Source organism: Kordiimonas gwangyangensis DSM 19435 = JCM 12864 (assembly GCF_000375545.1).
Lineage (GTDB): Bacteria > Pseudomonadota > Alphaproteobacteria > Sphingomonadales > Kordiimonadaceae > Kordiimonas > Kordiimonas gwangyangensis.
In genome coordinates, this window is the sequence record NZ_AQXF01000001.1 from 22,796 (window position 1) to 37,826 (window position 15,031).

Sequence of the window (15,031 nt, forward strand, 5' to 3'; positions counted from 1 at the left end):
GTTTCGCTCACTTCCCGCACACTTCCCAAGCACTGGGCGTGCGGGCTCTCCCTTAGCGGATAAGTGCCTCAATGAGGAAACGCAGCTTGCGGAACAGGCTGCTGATGCGGGACGGTTTCTTGCCGCCTGTGGCCGCGGCTTCGCGGGCGATAGCGTCCACAATCGCTTCGGGCGAGGTGGAAAGCCCCTCCGGCCAGCTGACATAACGCCCGTAAACACACAGCAAGCCGTATACCAAGCCGTCAAGTGGCAGCCTGCGGCCACGGCGCTCGGGCGTGCCCAGCCGGTCCGTTGTCAGGCCCCAGCCTGAATAGAACGGCATGCCATAGCAAGTGACTGCCACCCCGCGAATGAGCGCCTCGAACCCTGTGAGGCTCGTCATCACATGCACCTCATCCACCGCTTCGATACAGTCGATGATATCTGCTGTCACAATCGTTTCGTTTGCGCAATCATCAAGCACCGCCGCAGATACCGCGCCTTCACGGTTGCCTGTCACCACGTCCGGGTGCGGTTTGAAGACGATATAAGCATCCGCATTATTTGCCCGAACTGCCTCAAGTAGCGCCGTGTTACTCATCATATCCGGTGAGCCGTAAGCGAGGGAGGCATCACCCTCCACCTGCCCCGGCACAAGGATGACCTTGCGGCCCCCGGCTCGGGTGCGGAAATCAAGCGTGCCACGTTCACCCACATTATATTTGCTGACGCGCGAGGCCAGGATCGCCTGCCTGAGCGCGGCACCGCGCGCAAGCTCCGCCTCATCAAAACTGTGGTGCGCGAGGAAATGCTCAAGATCGCTTGGGCTCGTGGCGTCATAATAAATGCCGCGGCGGTCCAGCACGAGGGAGGACGGGCGGCGGAGGTCCGCGCCAAGACCCACGGAACGCAGGAAACCATCTTCGAGATGCCACACCGGGATATGGTCCGGCACGTCATCGAGCCTGAGGTCATTCTTGCGCCCCCAGGAGAGCACACAGTCCGTATCCTCAAAAGTAAACTTGCCGATATCCGCCGCCTTGATATGGGTCACGGGGCCAGCGGCCGGGCCAAAGAAACGGCCAACAAACTTGCGTTTCCAGAAGGAGAAACCAACAGCCACCGCGCGTTTGCCGCGTGGGCGGCGCATCTGGCGTTCAGCCACCAGAAGGTCGATGATGCGTTCCATCTCCACCCGCTCGCCCGAGAAGGGGTCAACATAGCGGCTATAGACAATGAACGCGGCAGCGAACAGTTCCTCAAGCGTGCGGTTCGCGATGCGTGCTTCACAGAGCTGGCGGTCATGCGTGAGGCCCCAGCCCGCATAAAACGGCAGGCCAAAACAGCTGACCTTCTTGCCCGCGATCAGCCCTTCAAGGCCCATCTGCGAGGTGACCACATACACATGGTCCACCCGCTCAATCAGCGCGAGCGGTGCAACATCGTCCGCCACAAACAGCACGCGGTCATGCTGGCGTTCGATATCAAAGTGGCCCTGCTTCTTGCCCGCAAGCACATCAGGGTGGATTTTCACCAGCACGAGCGAGGTTGGGTTTTCCTCAAGCGCGGCCTTCAGCATATCGGCGAACATGGCGTCAGACGCCATGCCGTAGGTGATGGACTTGTCACCAAACGTCTGGTCCACCAGCAGCACCTTCGGTCCCTTGAAGGTTGAAAGCTTGGCTTCAAGCGCCGGCGGCAGGTCAAACGGCGCGTGGTTATATTTCGAGAGCCGCCACTTGCGGATACGCGCCATGGCCGCGCGGGCACGGGACAGGAGCTCAGGCGTTACCCAATCATCGCGATTGAGGAGCGCTTCAAGGTCTGACGGCGTGTGGGCATCATAATAGATGCCCGTATGGTCCACCACGAGCGAGAGGCGGCGTTTATCCCGGCTTGGGTGGCTAAGGTAGCCAAGGAAGCCGTCCTCAAGCCGCCAATACTCAAGCTCATGTTTTTTCGCGTAGTTGCGTGCGGCTTCCGTATTGTCTTTCTGGCCCCAGCCGACAATCACATCACCTTCGCGCGCGCCTTTCAGGCCACGCTTGATCGGGCGGCCAAGCAGCGCCTGCATACCAAAGCCGGTCGCGATACCGTTTGATGTGGTCAGCGCGCGGCGATTGTCCGGCATATCGGTCATGCTGTCGCCCCCATCAATGCGCGCACGGCTTCAAGGTCATCCGGCGTGTCCACCCCGTGGGGCGGTGCTTCCGCGATTTCCACCACCTGAATGGCAAGGCCGTTATAAAGCGCGCGCAGCTGCTCAAGCGCTTCTGCTTCCTCCAAGGGTGCAGGCGGCAGGGCCGTAAGCGCCTTCAGGGTCGAGACCCGGTAAGCATAAATGCCGATATGGCGCTGGTAATTGAAGGCCGCGGTATCTGGTAGGTCCGCGCCGCGCAGGTGCGGGATCGGGCTGCGCGAGAAATAGTGCGCAAGGCCACTGGCGTCCGTCACTACCTTGACGATGTTGGGGTTGAGCACATCGGCACCCACATGAATGCGTGTGCTGGCCGTCGCCATGGCGGCGCCGTTCGCTGAAGCCAGCGCATTCCCCACCACGCCAATGAGCGCGGGCGGCATCAAGGGTTCGTCACCCTGCACATTGACCACAATCTCATCATCGGCCCAGCCAAGAAGGCTCGCCACCTCCGCAATACGGTCAGTGCCGGAGGCATGGTCAGGCCGGGTCATCACCGCCTGCCCGCCGTTGGCTTTAACAGCATCCACAATGCGTTCATCATCCGCGGCAACACAAACATCAGCAGCACCCAAAGCTTCCGCCGCGCGGTCCCACACGTGCGCAATCATCGGTTTGCCGCAGATATCAGCAAGCGGCTTGCCCGGCAGCCGGGTGGAAGCATAACGCGCGGGGATCACAATTTTCATTGCACGAGTATCCGTGTTTCGCCATCAGCCGCGGCCAGCAGGCTGCTGCCCAGCATCGCGGCGATATGCTCACACGCGTCGCGCACGGCACCCATGCCGCCGGTGTGTTCGCTGATATAGTCCGCCACGGCTTTCACGTCCGCCACCGCGTTTGCGGGCGCGAGGGCGTAGCCCGCTGCCTTCATGGCACCAAGGTCGATGATATCGTCCCCCATGAAGGCAACATCTTCGAGCGGGAGTTCAAGCTCAGCCGCCAGTTCGGCGAGCGCGGTTACCTTGTCCGCGCAGCGCAGGCGGCGGTGCGTGATGCCGAGGTCATCAAGGCGTTTTTCAAGCGCGGCACTTTTGCGGCCAGAGATAATGGCAATCTCGACACCGAGCTTATGAAGGAGCTTCATGCCAAGGCCATCATGGGCGTGGAAGGCTTTCATCTCCTCACCGTGGGCGGTGTAGTAAAGCGTGCCGTCTGTGAGCACACCATCCACATCAAGGGCAAGCAGGCGAATGGCCATGGTTCCTACTCCGTCACCAGTGGCGGGAAGCTCTTGGTCAGCTCATCAATCGCCTTCATCTGCGCGAGGTAGCCTTCAAGCTTGTCGAGCGGCAGGGCGCACGGGCCGTCACAGAGCGCTTCATCCGGGTTCGGGTGTGCCTCGATAAACAGCCCCGCGATACCAAGCGCCATGCCGGAACGTGCGAGTGCCGCCGCCTGCGCGCGCCTGCCGCCAGCGCTGTCTGCTTGCCCGCCGGGGCGCTGCAGCGCGTGTGTGGCGTCAAACACCACGGGCGCGAAGGCTTTCATCACGTCCATGCCCAGCATGTCGACGATCAGGTTGTTATAACCAAAGCAGCTACCGCGTTCACACAGCATCACGTCGGTTTTGCCGCTCTCGGCAAATTTCTTGAGGATATGGCGCATCTCTTCAGGTGCGAGGAATTGTGGCTTTTTCACATTGACCACAGCGTCTGTTGCGGCCATGGCCTGCACAAGGTCTGTCTGGCGCGCGAGGAAGGCGGGAAGCTGGATCACATCCGCCACTTCCGCCGTGGGCGCTGCCTGATGCGGCTCATGCACGTCGGTAATCACCGGCACGCCGAACTGGGATTTGAGGTCCGCGAGGATTTGAAGGCCACGGTCAAGCCCGGGCCCCCGGAAACTATGGATGCTGGAGCGGTTCGCCTTATCGAACGACGCCTTGAACACATATGGGATGTCCAGCTTTTTGGTGACAGCGACAAAATGCTCAACCACCTCGAACGCGAGGTCGCGACTTTCGAGCACATTCAAACCACCAAAAAGGACAAAGGGGGCGTCGTTCGCCACCCGGATTGAGCCGCCAATGCTAACGGAGCGAACCATAACTTTCCCCGGTACCGGTTAGTTTGCAGAATGTGACAATGGCTACCCCGACAGGGCCAAAAGCGCAAGGGAATGATTGGTCGCAGCAAGCCTTTTAAAGGCTTGCACGCACACGCTGTGACCTTAACGGAACAGCGCCAGAATGGCGGACGGTGTCTGGTTCGCGATGGCGAGTGCCTGAAGGCCAAGCTGTTGCTTCACTTGCAGCGCCTGCAGGTTTGCGGCTTCGCGCGCGAGGTCCGCGTCCACAAGGTTGCCGATGCCCACCTCAATGGTGTCCGACAGCTTGGTCACGAAAGACTGCTGTACCTCGATGCGCTTGGCACCGGCGCCGAGCGTGGAAAGCGAGGCGTTCACATTGTCGATCGCCGCGGTAATCATGTCCACGACTGAGGAAGCGCCGGAGGCTGTATCGATCGTTTGCCCCGCGCTGATGGAAATGTTCGAACCGCCGAGCGAGAGGTCCTGCGCCGCGATAACGAGCGAGTTGCTGGCTGTTGCATTCGTGATGGCGCTGATATCGCGCCCGCCGGATTTGACCGCGTTCACACCGTTAAACTCAGCGTTCTCGATGATGGAGGTAATCTGGTCACGGAGCTGGGCAAAATCGCGGCTCAGCGACTGGCGGCTTGCGGTATCAAGCCCTGTGTCCTTGGCGGCCACGGCTTTTTGCTTCATCTCGATCAGAAGGTCGGACACGGCCTCAGCCGCTGCAATCGCCACATCAAGGGACGAGCTCGCGCGGTCCAGCGATGAGGACACGGCGCTAAGCCCCGCCACGTCGCCGCGCAGGCGCTGCGCAATGGCGTAGGTTGCCGCGTCATCCTTGGCGGAAGATACCTTGAGGCCAGTGTTGATGCGTGTCTGAACCCGTTCAAGTTCCTTGTTGGTCTTGTACAGGTTCTGGAGCGCGAGGAACGCGCTTCTGTTTGTGTTCACGGAAAAAGCCATGAGCCTTCTGCCTTTTTACACCCAAAATTCTATCGTGTGCATGCTCGCGCGCTTCTGCACGCAGCCGGTACAACTGTCACCCAGTGCATATACTACCATATATTGCCATTGTGGCAGAAGTGGGAAATTGAGGCGGCCTCAGGCACCCGCCACATTCGCGAGGGGGTCGGGCCTGCGGAACTGTTCCTCGATCTTGCAATCAAGCTCCACCTCGACGCTCGCCTCGGCGACTAGGGCGATCATCAGCTGGTGTTCGGGCACAAAGTTGAAATAGATCATCGCATTTTCCCGCCCTGCCGGTGTGGGCGCGGCGAGCTTGGGCGGGCGCGCGGTGAGGTCCACCCTGATGTTGCGCAGATACGGCATCAGCTTGCCGTCTTCCATTTTCACAAAGGCCTCACGAATAGACCACAGCGTGAAAAAGAGCATGCGGCCAATCTCGTCCGACATGGCGCTCAAGAGCGCCCAGTCTTCCACCGGGAAGCGGCGTTCGGCCACACGGCGCCAGTCCACGCTCGGGTCAATCTGCTGGATATCGATACCGATGGCTGAAGTCTCGGAGACCACAACGGCCGCAATGCCTGCTTCCGCGGCACCTGTGTGCGAGACAGAGAAGAAAGGCGGCTCGTCATCCTCGAACCCCTCAATGCGCACGCGGCCCGCGCCTTCCTGCACAAGCGGCACGGCAGGGGCCAGCAGGCCCATATACTCACCCAGCTTGTAGCGCAGCATCTGGCGTGCGGTCACAAACGACGGGCGCGCGCCTTCATGCATGCCCGCCAAGCGCTCATGCTCAGCAGCCGAGAGCACATCCTGACCGCCGAGCGCCATGTCTGCCGCCCGTATGGTAAGGGTTACCTTTTCCGGCTTGTTGCCAGTCTCTGCCACTATTATCGCCCGAACCTGCTGCCTGTTTCGCTGATTCTGCCATATATATGAGGCACTTGCCAAGGATCAAGCGCAAAGGGCAGACATCAAGCCTGCCCTTCGCGATCTTAAAAGACGTAATTGATGCTCGCGAGGTCACCGACCGTGAGCCCGACAAGGAACAAACTGTCACCACCGCCAGTGTTGATCAGCACACCCGTTTCACCGTGCACGGTTATCTCTGTTGCGGCGGCCTGCACATCTGCTGCACTGGTGAAATCTGTCCACGTCCACGTGAGATCTAGGATGTCGTCATCGGCACTCAAGTCGCTGATCACATCATCACCGTGACTGTCGTAGAAGGTGAAACGGTCAACGCCGTCACCACCGATGAGCGTGTCGTTACCGCTGCCACCAAAGATGCTGTCATTGCCAGTACCGCCGACAAGCCTGTCATCGCCTGCATCACCGGCGAGGGTATCATTCCCTGTGCCGCCATAGAGGATATCATTGCCGTCGCCACCTTCGGCCCGATCATTGTCATCCCCGCCGTATAGCGTATCGTTGCCACTGTCGCCCATCAGGCTGTCATTGCCTGTGCCGCCGAAGATATTGTCGGCGCCTTCGCCGCCATCGAGTGTATCGGCCGAGACACCGGCAGCACCTTTGCCGCCATAGATGATATCGTTACCGCCAAAGCCATAGATCTCGTCGCGGCCAGTTCCACCACCAAGCGTATCCCGCGCACCGCCACCATAGACATCATCATTGCCATCACCGGCCCAGATCACATCTTTGCCGTCGGCGGCGCTGGTAACGAGTTCCCACTTATCGACAGCAGCGTTATTCCGGTCATACCATGTTGCACCAACGATGGTATCGTCGCCCGCCCCGCCATATATGGTGTCCGCGCCGTAGGCATCTACGTTGCGCGATGAAAATTCGCGAAGAATGGCGTATATGCTATCCATACCGACGAAAACACTGCCTTCTGCGGTACCGTCACCCACGAGGACATCATTGCCATCACCGCCGCCAATTATATCATCACCGCCCCCGCCACGGACAGCGTCATTGCCGTCCCCAGCTGCAAAGATGGTATCATTCCCATCGCCGCCTTCTGCAACATCGCTACCGTTGCCCATTGTGATGAAGTCGTTGCCGTCAAGGCCCAACAGGCTGTCATACCCGTCGCCGCCTACAAGTTTGTCGTCGCCAGCACCCGCAAATACCACATCGCTGCCTGATGTCCCTGTGAACGTATCGCGGCCGGAGGTGCCGTAAAAGTCCGTCCCTCCGTTGAAATTGAGCGCAGTCCTTTCGGCGGGCATTTCGACGATGCGGTAGGTCGCATGCCCGACAAGAACGGTTTCGAAACTATGTCCCTCTCCCCCAATCGTGACCGTTGCACTTTCACGAGTGGCAACATCTATGATTGTCAGGAGGGTATTACCGTCCACTATGGTGCTTTCCAGCTCCAGACCCTCGTACATCCCGCCGCCGCGGAAATAGATATAATCCCTGATGCCGAAATTGAGGTAGACATCCCCATCTGCCTGCCTGAGGTTTTGCGCCCACAGGCAATCGCTATCATTGTCCACACCGAGGTCTACAGTTTCTTCGGTGCGCCGATCCCCGACATATGCCAAATCGGCACCTGGCCCAAGGCCATATTCGACCGGCCCACCATAGAGTCCGTTATACCCTACACTGTCATTTCCTGGACCTGCGATGACAACAACGCCCTCGGCAACGTCCTCGAGCCAAATTCGATCATTCCCTGCGCCCCCGATGAGGGTGTCCTGCCCATAACCACCAGTCAAACGGTCATCGCCGTCGCCACCATCCAGATAGTCACCGCCGTCCGATGCTCCCCCACCGTTGGCGCTCATGCTATCGTTGCCCGCACCGCCATAAAGCGTATCCGGCGATGCACCGCCATTGAGACGATCGTCACCTTCGTCGCCGTAAAGTATGTCGGAACCCTCATCGCCCGAGAGGGTGTCGGCCCCGGCACCACCCTGCAATGTATCGTTGCCTGCGTCGCCTGAGATTGAATCAGCTGTATCTGCGCCCTGAAGGAGGTCATCCCCGTCGGTGCCTGTGATGGTCGCCATAAATCCCCCAATCGGATGTAGATATAAAGTTGATACCCGTCATAGCGCCATGGTTGCATGCCTTCAAGCCTGGATGCGTGTCACATATAAAAACGCCCCGCCGGGTAGGCGAGGCGTTTTGGGTTTCGCATTTGACGCGCGTCAGAAGACGTAATCGATGCTCGCGAGGCCGTTCACGGTGAAGCCGATGAGGAATACGCTGTCACCGCCGCCGGTGTTGATGAGCACGCCGTCAACACCGTCAACTGTGGTGGCGCTTGCGGCGGCTTGCACGTCAGCAGCGCTGGTGAAATCCGTCACGGTGTTCGCGAGCACGAGGATATCCTCGCTCGAGGTAAAGTCGTTGATGATGTCGTCACCATGGCCTGCGCCGAAGGCGAAACGGTCTGTGCCAGCACCACCCGAAAGCACATCATCGCCCGAGCCACCAAAAATCTGGTCATTGCCAGCACCGCCCGAGATGATGTCGTTATCATCACCGCCATAAAGCGTGTCGTTGCCGGCATCACCCACGAGGCTGTCGTCACCCGCACCGCCATAGACCGCGTCATTGCCCGCGCCGCCGTCCAGCGTATCGGCTGACTGGCTGGCCGAACCGGTACCGCCATAGATGACATCATTGCCGCCAAAGGCGTGGATTTCGTCACCGCCGACACCGCCACCAAGCGTGTCGCGTGCGCCGCCGCCATAAACCTCATCCGCGCCCGTACCAGCCCAGATGACATTGCCGCCGTCCGCACCGCTCGTAACAACTTCTGACTTGGCGACAATACGGTCGCCGTTGTCGTTCCATGATGCACCCACGATGGTGTCATCACCGCTGCCGCCATAAAGCGTATCAGACCCGACTTCACCAACCGTGTTTGAGCCGAAAATTGTGGCCGTGGTGCCGTCACCGATGATCAGGTCGTTACCGTCGGCACCACCAATCACATCATTGCCGCCGTCACCGCGCACAGTGTCGTCACCGTCGCCGCCAGCGAACATGCTGTCGTTGCCGTCACCGCCTGAGACAATGTCATCTCCGCCACCACCCGTCAGGCGGTTATCGGCATCATTGCCGATCAGCCGGTCATTGCCTGCGCCGCCAATGGCGTTCTCAATCGTGATCTCCGGCGGGGTGAAGACTGTATCTGACTTGAAGAAGTTGCGCGTGTCGGTATAGAGCGTGATGGTGGAGCCGACATCCGACCATGTGCCGGGCGTAAGGTCGAGCGTGACACCGCTGCTGACAGCGCTGGCGTCATAAGTATCCGTGCCGCCCGTATCCCAAATGGTTTCAAAATACGGCTTGGCTGCGGTGAAGGTATAGACGGTGTTGCCCGCCTCCTTCTCGATCGCGCCATAGAGATACTGCAGCGCGAGGATGTCGTAATACATGTACGTTGTGGGATAGTAGGACGCGCCCAGCACATCCGGGTTCCCGCCAATCGTATTGTAGGACATCACCGTATAGTCGAGGCCGTCATACTCAGACGGCATGATAACGCCCGAGCCATCCTCATCGAACGGGTGCTTGAGGCCCATGGCGTGGCCAAGCTCGTGAATAACCACAAGGTGGAAATAGGAACCATAACCACCTGAGTCGAGATTTTCGCTCAAGAGCCAGATATCACCTGACTTTGCCGTGGCTGAGGGTGTGTATGCCCACGCTGCCGCATCGTCGTCCGACAGGCCCGTCCAGGCGATGCGGATGGTACCCGCCGCGTTGCCGGTCTCCTGCACTTCGTCGAAGGTGACCGCCGCGAAACTTTCAATCTCCGACAGCGCATCGCGGAACAGCAATTCCTGGTTTGCGGTCAGATAGGAAATACCGTTCCATGGTTCGCCGTCACCGCCGTCGGCGCCGTAGCCCACATTGTCCGCGGTCGACCAGCTGCTGCCGGAACCCGGTATGCTGAAGGTGACATGGGTGGTCGCGGCCCCCTCCACATTCTGGTAGCGGAACAGGTCAAGAAGCGCGTCCACTTCCGTTACGCCCGTAACGTCCACATTATCCACCACCGGGGCGGAGGTCACTGTGGGCGCATCGGCGCTATATTCGGAAAGTGTCATGGTGTAGGTGCCGGTCTCGGTCTCCCACGCACCAGCAGAGACATAATAGGTGCCGCTTGTGCTGGGTGTGAACACCAGTTGGCTGTTACGGTTGCCCGCGCCGTCATCATCGCTGCGGCCAAGGGATGTGCCGTTTGCACTATAAAGACCCTTGATGAAGGGATCGACAAGCGTACCCTGCCCGACCGTTGAGCCCAGCATCTGGATGGAATAGGTCACCCCCGCCTGCAGGGTTACCGCCACCCAGTCCTCATCCCCGACGGTTTCAATCTCGCCAGAATAGGATCCACCAAAAGACAGCGTCGCTGTCGTGTTCGTATTGTTCGGAATATCTACCACGTTACTTCCTCAAATCCGACGCAACAGCCCCCGCGTTGCCACCACCAATTAACCACCTATAAGGCAATTTATCCAATCCCCAAACTAATCGCTAACGGGTTTATATTTTGTTGCCAAGTGCGACAAAATTTAGGTCATTGCCACCGCCCACCACAGGGCACAAAAAAAGCGCCGCCCAGGCGGGCGGCGTCAGTTGCTCTTAAGGGGGATGACCAAGCCTCACCGGACTTGGTGACGTATCAGAACGTCACGTCCATGCCATAGAGGTCATCCCAGGTTATGCCGGTGAGGAAAATGCTGTCTGTTGCTGTGGTTTCAATCATCAGACCGAAAGTGCCGTCTACCACTGCCTCATAGGAATAGTAGGCGAGGTCGTCCCAGTCCTGAATGTCATTGAAGCCGTCAAGGATCAGGCGGTCATCCCAGATATCGAAGTCCTCGATAAAGTCGAAGCCATGCCCTTCCTGGAAGATGAAATAGTCTTCGCCAGAGCCACCATAGAGGATGTCATCCCCCGCACCGCCCCAGATATCATCGTGGCCAGCGCCGCCATAGATAATGTCATGGCCGTAGCCTTCGGCGCCATTGTCGCCCCAAAGTGTGTCGTTGCCGGTGCCGCCATAAAGGATGTCGTCATCCTCGCCACCGACGACCGCGTCGCCTTGCGTGCCGCCATAGATGGTATCGTCACCCCAGCCGCCGTTCAGGAAGTCGGTGCCGGTGCCGCCGCCCAGCATGTCGTCGTCGTCACCGCCGTAGATATCGTCCCAGCCGGAACCGCCCCAGATATAGTCTTCGCCATATCCGCCATCGATGGTGTCATCGCCGGAGCCGCCATAGATATCGTCCCAGCCGCCACGGCCGTAGATTTCATCATGGCCTTCGCCGCCACCGATGGTGTCGTTCACGTTGCCGCCAACCACAAGGTCGTCGCCGCTACCGGCCCAGATTTCGTTTTCCCAGTAGAAGGGGCCGACAACCGAATTATAGACACTGACATCAGCCGATACATCTTCGCCTAGGTCGTACCAGCCGTTGTCATCCACAAGGCCGTCATCCCAGCCGCCACCAAGGATGGTGTCGTTGCCCGAGCCGCCCAGCAGCAGGTCAGAGCCTTCCGCCCATGGGCCATCCGGCACAATGGCAACAAAGAAGTTGTCATCACCGTACCAGTCGATGTCGTAGTAGTAGCCGTCATCCATGCCGCCGCCGATGATGAAGTCATCACCCGCACCGCCCATCAGGGTGTCGTTGCCGCTGCCGCCCAGCAGGAAGTCGTGGCCGAAGCCTTCAGCCCGGAAGAAACTATTCTCGCCAGAGCCGTTAAAAACATAGTTACCGTCAATTAGATTGTAGAAAGCCATTTTATCCCCCGCAGATCATGTCTCGGTTTTTGTCTGTGAGGCTACATTGGCAGCACACGGCTGAACCGAAAATGAACACGATTGTAAGGAAACCGCCACAAGTGGAAATAATGCGCTTGTGGCGGAAAAGCGCGTCAGCGGCGGCGCATGGCCGCCCGGTCCGCGTCGGTGCCGATATATTCTTCCACGTCAACAACCCGCTTGAGTTCATCGACCATGCGTTCAAGTTTGATGCGGTTATCCATGCCGCGGCAGCCGGTATACCAGTGAAGCGTACCCGAAAGTGCTTCTGACTTCACCTCGACCGTGATGGTGGGGTGGTCGGTCGTCGCCATCTTGCAGGCTTCGCTGCCCCGGTCATAAAAGCCCTTGAGCGTGTCGAAATCATGGGCCTTCAAGGTTTCAATGGCGTCAAGGAATGTGCCCACGCTGCGGAAACCGAGGCTTTGCCCACTTTCCTTGGTGAACCGGTTGCCATGGAAGGTCACCTGCCCGTCGCCGCGCAGCGTGAAATCATAGACAGGGCACGCGCCAAAACACGGACCTTCGGTGATTTTCACATATTCCATCGGGCTTGGGTCACGCGGCAGGTCACTCACGGGTGTATCGTCACCGGTGGTGCCGCCACAGGCCGCGAGGCCAAGGAAAAGGCAAGCGGCAATCGCATTTCTGGCTGCAGTGATCATGGCATCTCCTTTCCCCATAAATAACACTTTGGGGCTAGAAACCAATGAAATGATTCAGCTTTTGACCAGAATGGCTATATGCCGCTTACCCGCACCGGCGTCACGCAACTGCGCGCACCTCAGCTTCCGGCGTGCCGTATCCGAGGTCGACAAAATGCACAAAATACATCTCGCCGCCCACAATGGGGCTGCTATCCCCCAGCATGCCGCGCGTGTAGTTGCTGTCTTCAAAGTCCGTGGCAGACAGGAGAAGCCGCCCCTTGTCGCTTTCAACCGGCAGGTAAAGCGTTTCGTGCTTGAGTTCAACGCCTGACGCTTTGCGCAATTTGCGCCCGACGTGAATACCGCAAGGTTGGTCAAGCGCCGCCAGCGCTTTTTCGTCCGCCAGGTTCACGTCCTGCATCAGCGCCATATTCTGGCTGCCAGCGCCAACCATGTTACGGCCCCAAAGGTGGTCGATCGCGGTGCCAGACTGCACAACCACGAGGCCGCCCGCGCCGTCTTTTCTAAGCGCCATGAAACAGGATGCCACCGCACCAAGGCGCGAAAGCGTGAAATCGCGCCGATCAGGCAGAGCATCGGGTGAGTAAAATTCTGTCCAGATGGCAGCAAGACGCGCTGCCCCTCCCCCGAGGTTCTTCTGCAACTTCAATAGCAAACTCCATACATTTTCTGAGCCGGTCTGCAGCAAGACCCCCATCCTGCGGCACCACCATGAGTGCACATATACCGGCAGCGTCGGCGCTTATGTCATTTCTGGACCCGAGAGTCCAGCGACCGCTAAAATTTTAGGAAAACCGCGCTTATGCCATTTGACCAATGTCACGGACTGCGTGATAAAAACCATGAATAAGCACACCTGCATTAACGGAAATTTTGCATGCTGGCGCATATGACTGGGGCCAACCAAAGTGCGTGTTTATGTGCATGACAGCACATAATGCTGTCGCTATAGTTTCCGACACGCAGTGACAGAAGCCAGAAACAAGCAAGCCAGAATAGCCATGCCTGAAAACACCCGAAAAGAGCCGATCCCAGCCGAAAACGCCGAGACCGAAGCAAATAACACGGTCGAAAACAGCGGCGAAGCACAGGACGTGGATACCGTCGAGGCCGGTGGTGCACCCTCCAAATACATTCTTGTGGTTGAGGACAACCCGGTGATGAGCAGCATCATCGGGAAGCTGCTGTCGCGCTTTGATGTGGGCTATGATTTTGCAAAAAACGGCAAGGAGGCCATCGCTGCCGCGTCGAACGCGGACTATGACCTTATCCTGATGGATATCATGATGCCGAAAATGGGTGGGGTAACGGCCACACGCGAAATCCGCAAAATTTCCGAGCACTATGAAAATGCGCCCATCATTGCGGTGACCGCGCGGGTCTCTGACCGGGATGTGGAAGAATATCTGGCGGAAGGCATGTCAGGCGTCATCAAGAAGCCGATCAACAAGGTGAACCTGTCGGGCGTGCTGCTTGAATTCCTCGACCTTGGTGAGGAAACCGGCGACACCGGGGCTGAGACTGCGTCGGACATTTATGACGAAGATGACCTTGATGCCCTCAACTGGGAGACCTTCAACGAATACCGCGCCCTTCTGGGCGACAAATTCGCGGGTTTCCTGAAGGACTATCTGACCGCAGGCCCCGACATGCTGGCCGAGATTTCAAGCGTGGTGATGGAGGATGACGCCTCCCAGATCCAGTTCCTTGCCCACAAGCTCAAATCCACCGCACAGGTGTTTGGTGCCGACAGCGTGGCCGACCTCGCGGCCCGGCTTGAGATCATGGGCAAACACGGTGACACCCTTCAAGCGCCCGCTGTTTTCAACGAACTGCACATCGCCTATGAGCGCACACAGCGCGTGCTGCGCAAAAAATATGTAATCATGCAGAATATGGGCTAACGCCTGAGCGCGGCGATGCGCCTGCGCGCCTCGGCTTCGTCAAACTCCACGGGAATCCTGGCCTGTCCGTGGCGGTCAACAGCGCCCCACTGCCCGCCCACCATTCTCCGGTGTTCGCCACCGGGTGCAACAACACAGCCGATGCACACAAGGGCCAAGCCATTCCAGAAAGGTTCAGCAAAAGTAAAACGGGCTGGCACAGCAACGCGCAGGCATTCATCAAGAAACCCAACCAAATCGCCGTCAATATACCGTCTGCGCCCTTCCACCAGATAGTCCGGGCCATTGTCATAATGGAAAGCCCGGAAAAGCTGCGTGCCTGTTGCGTCGATATAGTATCCGTCAGCATAGGCATATGGCTTGCCGTCAAAATCCATAGCTAACGTGTATTTAGGGGAAAGCAGGACCGAGCCGTCACCTGCCGAAAAACCATAGCTCTCGCCACCCTCGATGACATACATGGCTTCACCCTGCACACAGGTTCCAGCCTCGCCAAGCGGAATGGGGGAAGGCATCACGG

At 58.6% G+C, this 15,031-nt stretch carries 13 protein-coding genes; 1 reads left to right on the plus strand and 12 read right to left on the minus strand.

Annotation, left to right across the window (positions count from 1 at the left end):
• Positions 1–52 precede the first annotated feature (52 nt).
• From B150_RS0100095 to B150_RS0100145, 11 genes are all read right to left on the minus strand, one after another.
• Entirely contained in the window at positions 53–2,119 is a 2,067-nt protein-coding gene (locus B150_RS0100095) for a capsular polysaccharide biosynthesis protein (RefSeq protein WP_020397827.1), read from the minus strand.
• Positions 2,116–2,865, minus strand: a complete 750-nt coding sequence (kdsB, locus tag B150_RS0100100) for a 3-deoxy-manno-octulosonate cytidylyltransferase (RefSeq protein WP_020397828.1) — start codon at positions 2,863–2,865, stop codon at positions 2,116–2,118. The genes B150_RS0100095 and kdsB overlap by 4 nt, the downstream gene beginning before the upstream one ends.
• A complete protein-coding gene (locus tag B150_RS0100105; protein ID WP_020397829.1) occupies positions 2,862–3,377 on the minus strand; it encodes a KdsC family phosphatase in 516 nt (171 codons plus the stop codon). The genes kdsB and B150_RS0100105 overlap by 4 nt, the downstream gene beginning before the upstream one ends.
• Before the next feature lie 5 nt (positions 3,378–3,382).
• Positions 3,383–4,225 carry a 3-deoxy-8-phosphooctulonate synthase gene (gene kdsA / locus B150_RS0100110; RefSeq protein WP_020397830.1) on the minus strand — a complete coding sequence of 281 codons (843 nt, stop codon included), beginning with the start codon at positions 4,223–4,225 and terminating at the stop codon, positions 3,383–3,385.
• Between the two features lie 123 nt (positions 4,226–4,348).
• Positions 4,349–5,176: a flagellin gene (locus B150_RS0100115; RefSeq protein WP_020397831.1), complete on the minus strand. Its 828-nt coding sequence runs from the start codon at positions 5,174–5,176 to the stop codon at positions 4,349–4,351.
• Between the two features lie 138 nt (positions 5,177–5,314).
• The gene (locus B150_RS0100120) at positions 5,315–6,064 is read right to left on the minus strand and encodes a 4'-phosphopantetheinyl transferase family protein (protein WP_020397832.1); all 750 of its coding nucleotides are present in this window, start codon (positions 6,062–6,064) and stop codon (positions 5,315–5,317) included.
• A gap of 107 nt (positions 6,065–6,171) precedes the next feature.
• Positions 6,172–8,160 carry a calcium-binding protein gene (locus tag B150_RS0100125; RefSeq protein ID WP_020397833.1) on the minus strand — a complete coding sequence of 663 codons (1,989 nt, stop codon included), beginning with the start codon at positions 8,158–8,160 and terminating at the stop codon, positions 6,172–6,174.
• A 141-nt stretch (positions 8,161–8,301) separates the two neighbouring features.
• A complete protein-coding gene (locus B150_RS0100130; protein WP_020397834.1) occupies positions 8,302–10,554 on the minus strand; it encodes a M10 family metallopeptidase in 2,253 nt (750 codons plus the stop codon).
• Positions 10,555–10,793: 239 nt separating this feature from the next.
• Entirely contained in the window at positions 10,794–11,918 is a 1,125-nt protein-coding gene (locus tag B150_RS18980; protein WP_020397835.1) for a calcium-binding protein, read from the minus strand.
• Between the two features lie 134 nt (positions 11,919–12,052).
• Positions 12,053–12,604, minus strand: coding sequence for a DUF6438 domain-containing protein (locus B150_RS21950; RefSeq protein WP_020397836.1), 552 nt, complete (start codon positions 12,602–12,604; stop codon positions 12,053–12,055).
• Between the two features lie 100 nt (positions 12,605–12,704).
• A complete protein-coding gene (locus B150_RS0100145) occupies positions 12,705–13,256 on the minus strand; it encodes a PAS domain-containing protein (RefSeq protein WP_020397837.1) in 552 nt (183 codons plus the stop codon).
• 352 nt (positions 13,257–13,608) lie between these two features.
• Here B150_RS0100145 and B150_RS0100150 point away from each other — a divergent pair, with 352 nt between their 5' ends.
• A complete protein-coding gene (locus tag B150_RS0100150) occupies positions 13,609–14,511 on the plus strand; it encodes a response regulator (RefSeq protein ID WP_020397838.1) in 903 nt (300 codons plus the stop codon).
• Here the strand turns inward: B150_RS0100150 and B150_RS21955 are convergent.
• Positions 14,508–15,026 (minus strand): WG repeat-containing protein, encoded by a 519-nt coding sequence (locus B150_RS21955; RefSeq protein WP_025898050.1) that lies wholly within the window; start codon positions 15,024–15,026, stop codon positions 14,508–14,510. The two genes, B150_RS0100150 and B150_RS21955, sit on opposite strands and share 4 nt — an antisense overlap.
• Positions 15,027–15,031: the final 5 nt, after the last annotated feature.